Annotated in this window: 14 protein-coding genes; 12 read left to right on the top strand and 2 right to left on the bottom strand. The window is 45.6% G+C overall.

Annotation, left to right across the window (positions count from 1 at the left end; translation table 11 throughout):
• Positions 1-10: 10 nt before the first annotated feature.
• The 8 genes from CSW98_RS10985 to CSW98_RS10950 are packed head-to-tail and all read left to right on the top strand — an operon-like array spanning position 11 to position 7,347.
• Entirely contained in the window at positions 11-1,294 is a 1,284-nt protein-coding gene (locus tag CSW98_RS10985; RefSeq protein WP_100800521.1) for a TadA family conjugal transfer-associated ATPase, read from the top strand.
• Positions 1,291-2,211 carry a type II secretion system F family protein gene (locus CSW98_RS10980; protein WP_100800520.1) on the top strand — a complete coding sequence of 307 codons (921 nt, stop codon included), beginning with the start codon at positions 1,291-1,293 and terminating at the stop codon, positions 2,209-2,211. Before CSW98_RS10985 ends, CSW98_RS10980 begins: the two co-directional genes overlap by 4 nt.
• Positions 2,211-3,113, top strand: a complete 903-nt coding sequence (locus tag CSW98_RS10975) for a type II secretion system F family protein (RefSeq protein ID WP_100800519.1) — start codon at positions 2,211-2,213, stop codon at positions 3,111-3,113. Before CSW98_RS10980 ends, CSW98_RS10975 begins: the two co-directional genes overlap by 1 nt.
• Positions 3,113-4,249 (top strand): tetratricopeptide repeat protein, encoded by a 1,137-nt coding sequence (locus CSW98_RS10970; RefSeq protein ID WP_100800518.1) that lies wholly within the window; start codon positions 3,113-3,115, stop codon positions 4,247-4,249. The genes CSW98_RS10975 and CSW98_RS10970 overlap by 1 nt, the downstream gene beginning before the upstream one ends.
• A complete protein-coding gene (locus tag CSW98_RS10965; RefSeq protein WP_100800517.1) occupies positions 4,233-4,739 on the top strand; it encodes a TadE/TadG family type IV pilus assembly protein in 507 nt (168 codons plus the stop codon). The genes CSW98_RS10970 and CSW98_RS10965 overlap by 17 nt, the downstream gene beginning before the upstream one ends.
• On the top strand, positions 4,708-5,262 hold the full coding sequence (tadF, locus tag CSW98_RS10960; RefSeq protein ID WP_100800516.1) for a tight adherence pilus pseudopilin TadF: 555 nt from the start codon (positions 4,708-4,710) through the stop codon (positions 5,260-5,262). The genes CSW98_RS10965 and tadF overlap by 32 nt, the downstream gene beginning before the upstream one ends.
• Positions 5,263-5,264: 2 nt before the next feature.
• A complete protein-coding gene (locus CSW98_RS10955) occupies positions 5,265-6,638 on the top strand; it encodes a TadE/TadG family type IV pilus assembly protein (protein WP_100800515.1) in 1,374 nt (457 codons plus the stop codon).
• 46 nt (positions 6,639-6,684) lie between these two features.
• The gene (locus CSW98_RS10950) at positions 6,685-7,347 is read left to right on the top strand and encodes an OmpA family protein (protein WP_100800514.1); all 663 of its coding nucleotides are present in this window, start codon (positions 6,685-6,687) and stop codon (positions 7,345-7,347) included.
• A gap of 92 nt (positions 7,348-7,439) precedes the next feature.
• Here CSW98_RS10950 and CSW98_RS10945 read toward each other — a convergent pair whose 3' ends face one another.
• Positions 7,440-8,594: an HD-GYP domain-containing protein gene (locus tag CSW98_RS10945; protein WP_232733513.1), complete on the bottom strand. Its 1,155-nt coding sequence runs from the start codon at positions 8,592-8,594 to the stop codon at positions 7,440-7,442.
• Between the two features lie 609 nt (positions 8,595-9,203).
• On the opposite strand from CSW98_RS10945, the gene galE reads away from it, so the two are divergent.
• The 4 genes from galE (at position 9,204) to galM (ending at position 13,752) form a co-directional block, all read left to right on the top strand.
• Complete coding sequence (galE, locus tag CSW98_RS10940; protein ID WP_100800513.1) at positions 9,204-10,217, top strand: UDP-glucose 4-epimerase GalE; 1,014 nt, start codon at positions 9,204-9,206, stop codon at positions 10,215-10,217.
• A gap of 168 nt (positions 10,218-10,385) precedes the next feature.
• Positions 10,386-11,441, top strand: coding sequence for a UDP-glucose--hexose-1-phosphate uridylyltransferase (locus tag CSW98_RS10935; RefSeq protein WP_100800675.1), 1,056 nt, complete (start codon positions 10,386-10,388; stop codon positions 11,439-11,441).
• Between the two features lie 85 nt (positions 11,442-11,526).
• Positions 11,527-12,687: a galactokinase gene (gene galK / locus CSW98_RS10930; protein ID WP_100800512.1), complete on the top strand. Its 1,161-nt coding sequence runs from the start codon at positions 11,527-11,529 to the stop codon at positions 12,685-12,687.
• Positions 12,688-12,696: 9 nt separating this feature from the next.
• Complete coding sequence (galM, locus tag CSW98_RS10925) at positions 12,697-13,752, top strand: galactose-1-epimerase (RefSeq protein WP_100800511.1); 1,056 nt, start codon at positions 12,697-12,699, stop codon at positions 13,750-13,752.
• Positions 13,753-13,793: 41 nt separating this feature from the next.
• Here the strand turns inward: galM and CSW98_RS10920 are convergent, their stop codons facing one another.
• Positions 13,794-14,792 (bottom strand): substrate-binding domain-containing protein, encoded by a 999-nt coding sequence (locus tag CSW98_RS10920; RefSeq protein ID WP_100800510.1) that lies wholly within the window; start codon positions 14,790-14,792, stop codon positions 13,794-13,796.
• Between the last annotated feature and the right edge of the window lie 3 nt (positions 14,793-14,795).

Raw genomic sequence — 14,795 nt, 5'->3', positions numbered from 1 at the left:
AGCCGTTATCATGAGTGATGCAAAACAGACATATATCAGTTTAAGACGTCAGATTTTTGATGCCCTTGATCCCGAGGTGATCAATCGCCTGACTTCAGACCAACTGGCTCAGCAGCTTTCCAAAGCCGTTGATATGCTGGTGGAGAAGGATTCTCTTCCGGTGCCAGCTCTGTTGCGTAATGAATATGTAAAAAGTCTGGTGGATGAACTGCAGGGCTTGGGGCCTTTACAGCCGCTGATGGAAGATGAATCGATTACGGACATCATGATTAACGGGCATGAAAATGTATTTGTTGAGCGTGGCGGTCTGGTTGAAAAAGTAAAGGTCAACTTTGTTGATGAGGCCCAAGTGCTGGAGATTGCCAAGCGTATTGCCAGCCGGGTGGGGCGTCGGGTGGACGATTCTCAGCCTCTTTGCGATGCGCGTCTTGCCGACGGCAGCCGGGTGAATATTGTTATTCCGCCGATTGCTATTGACGGAACCTCTATCTCGATCCGTAAGTTTAAGAAACAGTCGATTGATTTTACCAAGCTGGTTGAATTCGGCGCGATGAGCCCGGAGATGGCTCAGTTATTGATGATTGCTTCCCGCTGCCGCCTTAATATCCTGATTTCCGGTGGTACGGGTTCGGGCAAAACCACGATGCTGAATGCTTTGTCACAGTTTATCTCGGACAAAGAACGGATTGTAACGATTGAGGATGCAGCAGAACTGAAACTGCTTCAGCCTCACGTTGTGCGTCTGGAAACCCGGAATGCCGGGATCGAGAATACCGGAGCCATTCACCAGCGGGATCTGGTTATCAACTCCCTGCGTATGCGTCCGGATCGGATTATTGTCGGGGAGTGCCGTGGTGGTGAAGCTTTCGAAATGCTACAGGCGATGAACACGGGGCACGATGGTTCTATGTCTACCCTGCACGCCAATACGCCACGCGATGCACTGGCTCGTGTGGAAGCGATGGTAATGATGGCAACCAGTAATCTGCCTTTGGAAGCGATTCGCCGCACCATTGTCAGTGCCGTTGATCTGATTATTCAGATCAGCCGCTTGCATGACGGCAGCCGTAAAGTGATGAGTATTACAGAAGTGGTGGGTCTGGAAGGCTCTAGTGTGGTAATGGAAGAGATATTCCGCTTTAAGCCGGAGATGGTGCATCCGGGCGCAGAAAAAGTTGAAGGTAATTTTATTACGGCAGGTCTGATGAAACGTTCTGTGCTGGTGGAAAAAGCCCGCTTTTTTGGCCTCAGTGATCAACTGAATTCCCTGTTTCAGGCGAGGGGGAATATATGATTATGTATCTGGCTTTATTTGCCGGTGGAGTGTTGTTGTGTTTTACGGCATTGTCCGGCAAAAAGAAAAAGCATAATTATCTGGAAGAGTACAACAGAACAGTTCTTGTCTATTCACTGAGTAACGATGAACAGGCGGTGAATTTCAGTACACTGACAGAGCGTAGCCGATGGCAGAAGCTGCTGGACAGAAAAGACAACCTGGGAAAACAGTTAGGACGTTTTGCCGCTGTAAAAATGGTGGTCTTTATGGGGCTCCTTGTGTTTGCAGGGCTGGAGATTAATCAGCGATTTATCCGCGGTAATGTTTTTCTGGTGGTGGTTATCGTGTTCCTGATGGGGCTGTTTTTGGGCTATAACTGGCTGCAGAAAAGGGAAAGGAACCGGTTTGAAGATGCTTTTCCGGATGCACTGAATATTCTGGCCAGTGCGGTTTCTTCCGGTGAAAGTATCATGCATGCCATCATTTATGTTGGAAATACGCTGGATGGTGAAGTGGGAGCCGAATTTAAAAAGATGGGGCAGAAACTGCAAATGGGGGATACCCCGGATGAAGTATTTAAACGTTCCTGTAAGCGTTTTCCTTATCCGTCATTTTATTTCTTTGTGATCACTTTACGAGCCAATATGAACCGGGGTGGACAGCTTAAAGATGTCATGACCCGGCTTAACCGTCTGATGTTTGATGCCCGGGCCATAGATAAAAAGAAATATGCATTAACGGCAGAAGCCCGTATGTCGGCAAAGATCGTAGCGGCAATTCCCTGTATTTTTTTGGTTCTGATGCAGTACATTTCCCCGGAAAATTACGAGTTTGTTATGTTTGATCCGGCCGGACGCCCGATTCTTTACTATGTACTGGTCAGTGAATTTATCGGCATCAGTATTGTCTGGGGTCTGATGAAGGGAGTCGGATAATGGAAGCGATTCTGCGGCTTATTCAGCAAGGGAATATTCAGGCCATTGTTGCACTATGGCTATTGCTGATTGGCTTTAGCGTGGTGGTTTATATTGCTGTAGAACAGTATCGGCGGCAGAGTGTTCTGCGTCGCTTTGGGATTCGGGAGAGTGAAGACAGCCAGCAGGAGAAGGCGTGGATGCTCGCTCTCGGCAAATACGTCACCGGACTGTTCTCTACGTCTGAATCGGATATTGGCGATAAATTTATTGCTGCAGGCTTTTACGATACCCGTTATGCCCATCTTCTGATGCCGGTTAAGTACGGCGTTATGATTTTAGGGCTGGCTGCCATTGCCATGGCAGGTGTAAGCATGGGGTATCCATTACTAAAACTGCTCCCCATTATGGGTGGCTGGCTGGTCGTCAGTATTCTTCTTCCGGATATGTATCTGGCACAGAGAACCCGGCATCTCCGGCGGAAACTATCCGGGCAATTACCCTATCTGCTGGATTTGATGGGAGTCTGTGTGCAGACAGGGATGACTATTGAAGCGGCGATGAGTTATCTGACTCAGGAGATGATCAGTTTTGACCGGGATCTGGCTTATATGCTCAAACGAACCACGGAACGGGCGCAGATTGTCGGTATGGAGAAAGCTTTGGATGAACTGTATAAGCGGGTTCCTACAACGGAAATTCGTAGTTTTGTTATGACACTGAACCAGAGTCTGCAATACGGATCTTCCATATACAGCGTTCTGACCACCTTGGCGGTGGATATTCGTCAAGTACAGATGCTGGGGATGGAAGAAAAGATCGGTAAGTTATCGGCCAAGATGTCGGTACCGCTAATCCTGTTTATTATGATCCCGATAGTGATACTGATCGCGGCTCCCGGTGTGATGAGGTTGATGAACTGATGCAGAAAACCGTCTCTATTTTCTTGATACTGCTGGCACTGACCGGTTGTGCCACAACAACATCTTCAAGCCAGAAAGAGCGGGCAGAGAAGTCTTCGTTCGAATCGAAAGAAACCCTGCTGATCCAGGCTAAAAACCGCGAACAGCTTATTCAGTTGTATAAAAACCGGTTAAAAGAAAAAGATGATCAGGACGTCAGGGTCAGCCTGATAGAGGCGTATCTTGCTCAGAAAGATTATGACTCAGCGGATTTTCATCTGAGTCAATTTCCGTCAGCGGACCAGCAGACTGATCATAAGCAGAAGCCCGAATCGATTAAGAATACTGTGGATATGCAGGCAAAAATCCATTTTCTGCGGGCTAAGGTATTACTGGCTCAGGGAAAGCTGGGTGAAGCAGCGGAACAGGCGAATCAGGCACTAGCGACAAAAAGCAATTATCCGGAAGCAGAGAACCTGATGGGGCTGATCCAGGCGGAAGGTGGTCATTTTGTTGAGGCCAGAGCTTTCTTTAATCAGGCCCGTAGCCATTATTACGATGATGTTATCGTGAAAAATAATCTGGCGGTACTGGATCTGATTGAGGGAGATTATCAGGCGGTGGTTGAGAAGCTGCAACCATTGTATATGAAAGGTCAGGCAGATGAGAAGGTCGCTTCTAATCTGGTCGTTGCTTATACCAAACTGGGCAATTATCAGGCAGTGGAAGATATTTTGAAAAAACAGGACTATACAGCAGGTGACATTCAGAGGGTGTTTATTGGCCTGAAAGCCTCCGACAATATCGCGAAGAAGGTGGTACCACAGCCTGAAGTGATGACTCCTGAAGTGAAAACAGAAACTGCTGAACTTAAGGAAATATCTGAAACAGAACAACCCGGGGCGGAGAGTGTGTCACTTATTGGGGAAGAAAACCAACAACCGGTTTCTGAGGAAAAAAGAGGCTTGTCTGACAGTGAAGAAATGCTGGCACTGATGCTGGAAAATTATATTCAGCAGGCGGAAGAAGTCACTGAAAATAACGAACAAGTGACAGATGAAGCATCAGAATTGCAAGAGCTGACTGAACCGGAACCAGAGGAAATAATGGAGCAGCCAGAAGAGATGCAGGGAGCAGGCAGTGGCACGAAAAACTAGAACCTGCCAGAAAGGTGTCGTAGCCATTGAATTTGCACTGGGTTTCTTTGTCTTCTGGCTAATGATGGCCACCTGGGTTGAAATGAGTTATATGTCTTATATCTCTTCTGTGGGGGATTATGCTATTGCGAAAGCATCGCGGGAAGCAAAAAAGGACACGGAAAATTATATCAGCACATTTAAATCAATAATCGAGAGCAATGATTCATTGCTCAGTGATTTAGTCGATCCTGAAAGTTTTAAAGTCGGTGTCAGATATTTAGATACATTAAGTGAGTTAGAAAGAATTACGGATGTTTGTTCTACGGATTCTGATGGTGAATTTTCCTGTGGTAGTGAGTCTGAAACGAATAAAGCTATTGCTATTTATCATATTGAATACGATTACAATAGTATGTTTTCTTATTTTCTGGATGATACAACAGTGTTTTCCCGGGAAGTAATTGTGGTGCAGGAATATGAAAGGAACCAGTTCGATTTCAATGGGTAAACAAAGAGGAACTTTTTCAATAGAGTTTGCTATTGTCGGAGCATTTTTTGCTGTTCTTCTGATGTTTAGTGCCGATATCATTATCAAACTTTCTGTAAAGGGAAAATTAGACCGCCTTTCTTATTCTCTTGTCAGTTTGGCAAAAGAAAGAACCCAGTTGTACAACAAGGAAGATTATACGCTGGAATCGAGTGATATTACTCTTTTGTATACCGTTGGTAAAAATTCACTGAACAGAACAATCGGCGATTTTAATAGTAATAATTTTTCTATGCAGGTTGAAGAAATAACGAATGACAGCGGTTATAAGACGTATACCAAGAATAATGGCTGCACAGTATCCAGTACGTTGCAGCAACTGGAAAATAACTCAGACACAAAGTTAAGCGTTGTGACTTCATGGGGACGGAATAGTGCTATATACCGGGTTACCCTCTGTTATGAAACCGATAATCTGGTTGCTGGTCTGCTGGATAACGGATTTACCACAGTTCAGTCCAGTGCTATGGTCATAGGGCGTTAGTTATGTTGAGACAACAAGGGCATGCGGCTATTCTGTTTGTGCTTATGGTGCCGGTACTGTTTGGTATGTTTGTACTGGGGACGGATGGTGCTCGGGCCATGCAGGATCGTGCCCGGCTGGATGATGCGCTGGAAGCCGCCAGTCTGGCGATTGCTGCGCATAATGACAGCAATGAGGAATCAACTTCTGGTAACGGTTCATCCGGTGGTAGCAGTGATACTGAAGAAAGTATTGCCGGTTCCGGTAGTGATGTTAATAAGCAGATAGCCAAGGCCTATATTAGTCAGTATATGACGGATATGGACAGTATTACGGCCATTAATATTGAAAGGAAAGAGTGTAATTCATCGTCTGGCAGTACTTGTACATATAGCACTAGCAGTACGAATCCGCTGTTTTTCCAGTATACGGTTAATGCCCAGACTAAACATGATACCTGGTTTGGCGGTGATCTCTCTTTTGGTGATAATTTTAATGTGGCTTCTAAATCGGTAGCCAGAAAATATCAGAATGAAACTGTTGATGTGGTATTTGTTGCGGATTTTTCTGGATCGATGTCTGAAAACTGGAATAATACAGAAAAATACAAAGGATTATTAAAAGTTATCAAGGATATTTTAGATGTCCTTGATGAATACAATAGTCAACTATCAGAACTAAATCAGAATATAAATACAGCAGCATTAGTTCCTTTTAGTCTTGGTGTCAGTACCTATGAGCAAGCAATAGCTGAATGTGATAATGATGGCCATAGCTGCGATATGAATAATTACTTAATTTTCAATGAAGATAAAACAGCTGTAAATTATCAGGCAACTGTTAATGGATTGTTTACTAACTCAGGTTCAATAATAAAAACATGGAGGCCAGAGTATTATTATGTGGTAGTTCCAGATGCCATTACTTCTGTTAGTTCTTTATACAATACAGTTGAGTATTTTGACCCGGACGGTAATACGGCGTCTTTCCAAGGGGTGATCAGAGCGGCTCAGGTTCTTAAAAATAACAGAAATAATAATAAAAAATTAATGATAGTATTATCTGATGGTGGTGAATATGGTAACTACACTGGAAATAAAAATTGGAAGGGGAAAATAGATACCAGCGAGTCTAATTCTATTGCAGAAAATTTATATGGCACATATAAAATGTGTGAAAAAATAAGAGACACATTAGATGCGGATGATACGGATGATGATGGCATTAGTGACGTTGATTCTAAAATAGCTGTAATTGGATTTAATTATAACGTTTATTCTAATAAGGGTCTGAAATACTGTGCTGGTGAGGATAATGTTTATAAAGCAGAAAACTTCGATGAAATCCGGGATCAAATCCTCCAGTTAATCGTAGAAGAAATCGGCCACTTAAAATAAGTGTACGTATTAATAATTAAATAAATAGAAAACAGGAATTAAGCTTATGATTATTAACAAAAAGGCTGTTCCGCTACTTGCGTTAGTTGTTGTATCGTCACTGGCCGGTTCAGTTTATGCCGGTGAACAGGAAGACAGTCAGGTAGACAGGGCTTTACATTATTACTGTGCTCAGAAAGATGTCTCCACGGAAGAGAATGTGGTCATCGGCCAGAGTAAACAGGTCAACCTGCTTAGCGGGCCTTTTTATCTGCTGGAATCCAGCAGTGCTTATCGTGCCACTATAGAACTGGTTTCTCAGGAAGCTGTCAGTGCCGGTGTAGGCAGTGAATGTGCCGAGTACTTGCTGACAAAAGCCAAGGTTCAGGGCTATGCACAGGGTAAACTGCTTGCCCGAGTTTTCTTCGATTTCGACCGACATAATCTGAGTAAGGATTCCCGGTATATCCTGCAGTCGGTTGCCGACAGACTGAAACAGAATGCTTCGGAATTGATCCTTGAAGGGCATACCGACAGTATCGGCTCTGTCGGATATAACTTTTCTCTGGGTCTGAAGCGGTCTGCCGCTGTAAAGTTGTATCTGGAAGAGAAAGGGGTGAGTCCGGATGATTTGGTGGCTGTCAGCCGTGGTGAAGAGCAGCCGATAGCCAGCAATAAAACAGCAGAAGGACGAAGCCAGAACCGTCGTGTGGATATGATCAGCGAATAATAGAAAGCTCACTAACGGAGTTACATTAGTGAGCTCCCGGTTCTCTGAACGATTTTGCTGCTCAGTTTTCCTCAATGCCTAAGTTCGGATGATTAATGTATGTTGCTGCTCGGATCGTGTTCAGGGTACTGCCGAATGACTTCAAACAGATATTCCTGATGATTCCTTAGTGCTGAGACACAATTTTCATCCAGTTTTCCGCTGTAGACCATTTTCTCCAGTTCCAGCAGTGCGGCAGCAACCGAACAAGCCTGTTTATACGGTCTGTGGCTGGTTAATGCATCAAATACATTTGCCACCGTAATAATTCGTGCTGGAACAGGAATTTCTGAGTGAGAGAGGCCGTTGGGGTAACCGGATCCGTCAAGAAATTCCTGATGACAGGAAATAATGCTTTTAAGCAGATCGATACTTGGGTGCTTAGGCGCTCCCAGATTCTCAATAATTCTGTCTACAATCGCTAGTCCTTCCTGTACGTGACATTTCATTTTTTCTCTCTCATCCTGTCGCAGTGCTTCCGGTTTCAGCAGCAGCTCATTGGGCATCGATGCTTTACCGATGTCGTGCAGACGGGAGAATAGGTGAATGTTTTCGATAATTTCATCATCCAGGTCATAAAGATCTGCCACATCTTTTGCAATTAATTTCGCATAGCGGCTGATCCGCTCCACATGCTCCCTGGACTCTTTTCTGTAACCGGGGGACAGCTCTTTAGTGAGATCGGCAGATGCAACAATCGCATGCAGAAGAGAATACTCGGCATTAACCAGAAAACTGATCAAGTCACAGAATGGGATTAGCTCTTTCTGTACCAGCTCGGTAAAAAGATTTTTCTTATAGGAATTGAAGAATACAAATCCTATAAATTGTTGAAAGTTATAGATAGGCACAGTAAAAGATGAACGGAATCCGTTTTCGAGCAGCCATCTGGAGTGCTTATTGTCCGGAGTCAGTGTCGAAGGAATATTATCAATAACCCGGGTTGTACCAGTGTTAGCAATTTCAAGCAGGGTCGGGCTGGCTTTCAGCGGATATTCATGATGGCAGAACGAATCAGTACCGATATTACTTTCGGCATAGGTTTTTAAAAGTTCATCGCTGGTGTCATACTGAACAAAAGCAATTCTGTCCACATGAGGAATTTTGGTTCTTACACGGCGGTGCAGATCCACCAGCTCGTGATGCAGGGAATCCAGCTGGTTTGGGTGGGAGTGCATCGGTGTCGGATGACGGTTAAATGTACGCATGCTGACCTTCCGTATCAAACTGGCACATAAGTTTATAAGCATATTGCCAGTGCAGACGAATGCAAATATCGCAGGATATACAATCCTACATTTAAGTGTAGTACTGAAACTGGATTTTTTCCCAGTTTTTTAGATGAAAAATAAAGAGATTCAATAAGATACTAAGCATAAGAAATCATTCATAAAGTATGAGTTCCTGCCGTTTTTTATAATAAAACCAGTCTTTAAACACTTGGGTTATGCATAATCAGTATTAGTGGTGATTATTTTTTTGCCCTTGCTGTGTATTTATTTGTAAACGTTATCACAATCAGGGGGTATTTTATCTGATGGCTACTGGTGTGCATGTTGAGGTGATTATGTAGTTAATCAATATAAAATATTGTCTAATTGGCTGATTTATCTTGGTCGTCAATGTGTTTGCTCTGCATCTTTGGATGGTGTTTTCTATGAACATAAGAATTTGTGTAAACGTTACCACTATGTGGGATTGATCACAGTTCATCAGCCCATTACACTGATAAACTTCAGTCAACTTCTGCGGAGCCGGTAAGGCGGCACTGTGGACTTATTCTTATCTGCGCAGGAGAGCGCAAAGAGAGGCAAATCGTGAAAGTGTTAGTAACCGGTGGTATGGGCTATATAGGCAGCCATACCTGTGTACAGATGATTAAGGCCGATATCGTACCTGTTATTGTCGATAACCTGTGCAACAGTAAATTAACCGTGCTGGATCGTATTGAATCCCTTACCGGTGTTCGTCCTGATTTTTATCAGGGAGATGTCCGCGATGAAGCATTTTTGGATCAGGTTTTTCGTGAGAACGATATACAGGCCGTGATCCATTTCGCGGGTCTGAAAGCCGTCGGTGAATCGGTCAGCAAGCCTCTGGAATATTACGATAACAATGTCAATGGTTCGCTGGTTCTGGTGCGGGCAATGCGCAAAGCCGGGGTGAAGAGCATTGTGTTCAGTTCATCTGCCACAGTATATGGTGATCCTGAAGTTGTTCCGATTACTGAAGATTCCCCGGTGGGAGCAACGACCAATCCGTATGGTCGCAGCAAATATATGGTCGAAGAGTGTTTGGCGGATTTTTATAAATCTCAGCCGGAGTGGAGCATTACTCTGCTGCGGTATTTTAATCCGGTTGGTGCTCATCCGTCCGGCACTATGGGTGAAGATCCACAAGGGATCCCCAATAATCTGATGCCATTTATTGCCCAGGTTGCGGTAGGGCGTCGTGAAAAACTATCGGTGTTCGGCAATGATTACCCGACACCGGACGGAACTGGTGTGCGTGATTATATCCATGTAATGGATCTGGCTGACGGACATATTGCAGCACTGAATGCTCTGGGGGATAAAGAGGGATTGCATATTTATAATCTGGGCACCGGCAATGGTTCCAGTGTTCTGGAAATGGTTGAGGCTTTCGCTAAGGCCTGCGGTAAACCTGTGCCATATGAAATTTGTCCGCGTCGGCCGGGGGATATTGCTGAGTGCTGGGCCAGTACAGCTAAAGCTGAAAAAGATCTGGGCTGGAAAGCGACCCGAACCGTTGCTGAAATGACGGCCGATACCTGGCACTGGCAGTCCAAAAATCCGCAAGGGTATCAGTAGCAGCCCTCGTCCCGGCATCCATTACTAACTCTGTGTTTTTAACCGGTCAGATAGCGTATTGAAGCGCTATCTGAGGGTTTTTTGCACCTGTTTTTTGGCCGGAATTGTTTTTAGGTTGATACGTATCTGTGTGGGCAGATGTGTATCCGGGAGTTGAGAGAAGAGTATATGTCACACATTGAATTTAATCCGGTGGATCATCCACATCGTCGTTATAACCCGCTGACAGGTCAGTGGATTCTGGTTTCTCCGCACCGAGCTAAGCGCCCCTGGAGCGGACAGGATGAAAAACCATCGGTTGCTGAATTACCGACCTATGATGAGAAATGTTTTTTGTGTGCAGGTAATACCCGGATCTCTGGAGATAAAAACCCGGATTATCAGGGTACGTATGTATTTAACAATGATTTTGCTGCATTGATGACTGACTCTCCTGATGCCCCTGAATCAGAGAATCCTCTGTTCCGGACTCAGGGAGTAAGAGGTCTGAGCAGGGTCATCTGTTTCTCTCCTGATCACAGTAAGACTCTGCCTGAATTGCCGCTGGATAAGATTCGGAGTGTGATTGATACCTGGAACGAACAGATTGAAGAGTTGGGTAAAGAATATATCTGGGTTCAGGCTTTTGAGAATAAAGGTGAAACCATGGGGTGTTCGCAGCCTCATCCGCATGGTCAGATTTGGGCAAACAGTTTTTTGCCTAATGAGATCGAGCGTAAAGAAAAACACCTGAAAGATTACTATGAGCAATATGGTTCAAGTTTACTGGTGGACTATGTTGCAGCCGAGCTGAAAGCGGGTGAGCGTATTGTGGTAGAGACGGCACACTGGGTAGCGGTGGTTCCGTACTGGGCAGCATGGCCGTTTGAAACCATGCTGTTACCGAAAGCACATATCCGGCGTATGAACGAGCTGACAGATGAACAGCGGGATGATTTGGCATTGGCTATCAAGAAGCTGACCAGTCGTTATGATAACTTGTTCCAGTGTTCTTTCCCTTATTCTATGGGCTGGCATTATGCGCCGTTCTTTGAAGCAGGAACAGATACCAATCACTGGCAATTACACGCACTTTTCTATCCGCCATTGCTGCGCAGTGCCACGGTACGTAAGTTTATGGTGGGATATGAAATGCTGGCTGAATCTCAGCGGGATCTGACGGCAGAGCAGGCGGCTCAGAGGCTGCGTGATCTGAGCGATATTCACTATAAAGAGCTGAAATAATACAACCCGGCTTCCCGTTTCTGCTGGTATGAAGAGAGATGGGGATCGATGACAACTCACGATGACAATAACAGAGACAAGACTTATGACTCCATTAATTCAGAGCGTGAAAGACGCCTTTGCTGCTACCTTTGATTATGTTCCTACTCATATAATTCAGGCACCTGGTCGGGTTAATCTGATTGGTGAACACACGGATTATAATGATGGTTTTGTTCTGCCTTGTGCTATCAACTACCAGGCGGTAGTAGCAGCGGCAAAACGCCATGATGATATCGTACGGATCGTATCAATTGATTACGCTAATGAAATCAATCAGTTTGATCTGACAAAAGAGATTGAGTTTCAACCGGACTGTATGTGGGCTAACTATATTCGTGGTGTGGTTAAATGTCTTCAGGAACGAGGGTATTCGTTCCGCGGGATGGATATTGCCGTGTCGGGGAATGTTCCGCAGGGAGCCGGTCTGAGTTCTTCTGCTGCTTTGGAAGTGGTGATCGGCCAGACGTTTAAGGAATTATACAAACTGGATATCTCTCAGGCGGAGATTGCTTTGAACGGGCAGCAGGCTGAGAATGAGTTTGTTGGCTGTAATTGCGGCATCATGGATCAGCTGATTTCTGCTGAAGGTAAGGAGAACCATGCCTTACTGATCGATTGCCGTTCTCTGGAGACCAAAGCGGTGTCCATGCCGGAAGATGTTGTTGTGATGATCATTAACTCGAATAAACAGCGTGGGCTGGTGGATAGTGAATACAACACCCGCCGTCAGCAGTGTGAAGAAGCTGCCCGGATATTTGGGGTAAAAGCATTACGGGATGTGTCTGCCGGGCAGTTTAATGAACGGATGGCAGAGCTGGATGACGTTGTCGCTATGCGTGCCCGGCATGTGATCACCGAAAATGAGCGGACGGAAGCTGCTGCACTGGCGCTGGAGGCCGGAGATATTAAACGCATGGGTGAGCTGATGGCTGAGTCCCATCGTTCAATGCGTGATGATTTCGAGATCACAGTCAAAGAAATTGATGCCTTAGTTGATATGGTTAAAGAGGTGCTTGGTGATGAGGGCGGTGTTCGTATGACCGGCGGTGGCTTTGGCGGCTGTATTGTGGCTCTGGTTCCACCATCATTGGCCGATAAAGTGAAGCAAACCGTGGAAGCCCGTTATGAAGCAGAAACGGGTCTGAAAGCAACTATCTACGTCTGTCAGGCAACATCAGGAGCCGGATTAGTAGAAGCACGTTAAGGATATCATATGTCTGAGACTCTCAGGGAAACAATGACGGCTGAAGCCGCGTTTGACGGCAGTCCGGCAACGCTGGTGACATTACGTAATGTATCGGGAATGTCGGTAACCTTTATGGATATCGGAGCCACCTGGCTCAGTTGTATCCTGCCGCTGAAAGAAGAAAATCGAGAGGTGATGCTGGGCGTCTCGACAATGTCTGATTTCCGGGGATTAAGCAGTTATATCGGAACAACGGTTGGCCGTTATGCTAACCGTATAGGATCCGGACAATTTTCTATTAGTGGCCAGAGCTATCAGCTAAGTACCAACCAATCAGGCAATACTCTGCATGGCGGGATGAGCGGTTTCGACAAGCGGCGCTGGGATATTGAAGAGCAGGGGGAGGATTTTGTCCGTTTCGGGTTATTGTCAGCCGATGGTGACCAGGGATTTCCGGGACAAGTAAAGGCTTCGGTGACTTATCAGTTGACGGCGGATAACCGGGTGGTTATTCGTTACCATGCAACGACGGATAAACCGACGCCGGTGAATCTGACCAATCACGCCTATTTCAATCTGATCGCTCCCGAGTCGGGTATCTGCTGTAAAGGACATACATTACGGATCGATGCGGATCAGTATTTGCCGATCACTGAAGCCGGGATCCCTCTGGGTGAGTTGGAGTCTGTTTCCGGAACCGGTTTTGATTTCCGTCAGGCGAAGACCATTGGTCAGGATCTGCTGAAAGATGTACAGCAGCAGAAGGTTAAAGGTTATGATCACGCTTACCTGCTGAATCCGGAATGCAGACAGGGAGCATGTGCTGCAGAAGTGTGTTCTCCCGATAACGCAATTACTCTGAAAGTCTTTACAGATAAACCAGCATTGCAGTTGTATACTGGTAACTGGCTGGCCGGTGAACCGAACCGTAGCGGAGGTGAGTATATTGATTATGCGGGCTTCGCTCTGGAGACTCAGTTCCTACCTGACTCGCCAAACCATCCGGAGTGGGATCAGGTAAGCTGTATTTTGCAGCCTGATGATGAGTACAGCTTTGAAACAACGTATCTGTTTGAGTTTTAGCCATTTATGTATATGAGTTTCCTCGGTGCTCCGGGGAAGCTCTAAATTTTCTCGACTGACATCCGTCTGACGATGGTTGGTGCAAACCGGTTTGAACCTGAATCCGGCCTCTCCCCTTTTGCCAACTGTAGGGACAGATTTGCTGCTCTTTCCGCCATCAGTTGAATCGGGTAGCGAATGGTTGTCAATTTGGGATGAACATATTTTGCCAGTAATCCGTCATCGAAGCCGACGATGGATACCTGCTGTGGGACATGGATAGCATTTTCTTCGAATACCGATAGAGCTCCGACCGCCATATAATCGTTGTAGGCAACGACAGCCGTAAAATCAACCGCTTTCATCAGCAGGTTCTGGGTAGCCAGTTCTCCGCCTTCACTGTCCGGCTCTCCATATTCGATATAGCTTCTGGATGGCTCCAGATGGTTATCACGCATTGCGTCGAGATAGCCATCAATACGTGCATCCGTATCTTCAATAGCATGAGAAGACGCAATATGTGCAATCTTCGTATGTCCGTTGCGGATCAGAAATTCAGTAGCAAGGTAAGCGCCCCTGTGGTTATCTAGAGAGATACAACGGTCGGCCAGCTCAGAAATGTAGCGGTTAATTAATACCATACCTTTAACTTCAGCGGCATAGCGTATTAGTTCATCATCGGAAAGGGCTTTAGAATGAATGATCAAAGAGTCACAGCGGCTGTTAATCAGGAGTTCTATAGCTGCTTTTTCCTGATCAGCATGATGATAACCATTACAGACCAGAAGATGCTTGCCATGGGCATGAGCAATGTTATCCGCCGCTTTGACCAGAGTACCGAAAAATGGATCTGAGACATCTGCCACCAGAACGCCGACGGTCTGGGTACTCTGGCTGACCAGAGCCCGGGCATTGGCGTTTGGGCGATAACCGAGTTTTGTCATGGCCTGCTTTACTGAATTTATGGAGGCTGCGCTTGCTTTAGGAGAATTGTTGATAACCCGGGATACTGTTGCGACAGATACGCCGGCTTCCTTTGCTACATCTTTTATCGTCGCCATGCT

The sequence above is a fragment of the Vibrio sp. HA2012 genome (assembly GCF_002812955.1).
Lineage (GTDB): Bacteria > Pseudomonadota > Gammaproteobacteria > Enterobacterales > Vibrionaceae > Vibrio.
The sequence above is the reverse complement of the archived record's forward strand: the minus strand, read 5'-3'. Positions and strand labels throughout refer to the sequence as shown.

Excerpts from the sequence above, each read along its gene's own strand:
- CSW98_RS10920 (WP_100800510.1), bottom strand. The coding sequence starts at position 14,792 with ATGGCGACGATAAAAGATGTAGCAAAGGAAGCCGGCGTATCTGTCGCA.
- tadF (WP_100800516.1), top strand. The coding sequence starts at position 4,708 with ATGAAAGGAACCAGTTCGATTTCAATGGGTAAACAAAGAGGAACTTTT.
- galM (WP_100800511.1), top strand. The coding sequence starts at position 12,697 with ATGTCTGAGACTCTCAGGGAAACAATGACGGCTGAAGCCGCGTTTGAC.
- CSW98_RS10970 (WP_100800518.1), top strand. The coding sequence starts at position 3,113 with ATGCAGAAAACCGTCTCTATTTTCTTGATACTGCTGGCACTGACCGGT.
- CSW98_RS10975 (WP_100800519.1), top strand. The coding sequence starts at position 2,211 with ATGGAAGCGATTCTGCGGCTTATTCAGCAAGGGAATATTCAGGCCATT.
- CSW98_RS10935 (WP_100800675.1), top strand. The coding sequence starts at position 10,386 with ATGTCACACATTGAATTTAATCCGGTGGATCATCCACATCGTCGTTAT.
- CSW98_RS10945 (WP_232733513.1), bottom strand. The coding sequence starts at position 8,594 with ATGCGTACATTTAACCGTCATCCGACACCGATGCACTCCCACCCAAAC.
- CSW98_RS10985 (WP_100800521.1), top strand. The coding sequence starts at position 11 with ATGAGTGATGCAAAACAGACATATATCAGTTTAAGACGTCAGATTTTT.
- CSW98_RS10950 (WP_100800514.1), top strand. The coding sequence starts at position 6,685 with ATGATTATTAACAAAAAGGCTGTTCCGCTACTTGCGTTAGTTGTTGTA.
- galK (WP_100800512.1), top strand. The coding sequence starts at position 11,527 with ATGACTCCATTAATTCAGAGCGTGAAAGACGCCTTTGCTGCTACCTTT.
- CSW98_RS10955 (WP_100800515.1), top strand. The coding sequence starts at position 5,265 with ATGTTGAGACAACAAGGGCATGCGGCTATTCTGTTTGTGCTTATGGTG.
- CSW98_RS10980 (WP_100800520.1), top strand. The coding sequence starts at position 1,291 with ATGATTATGTATCTGGCTTTATTTGCCGGTGGAGTGTTGTTGTGTTTT.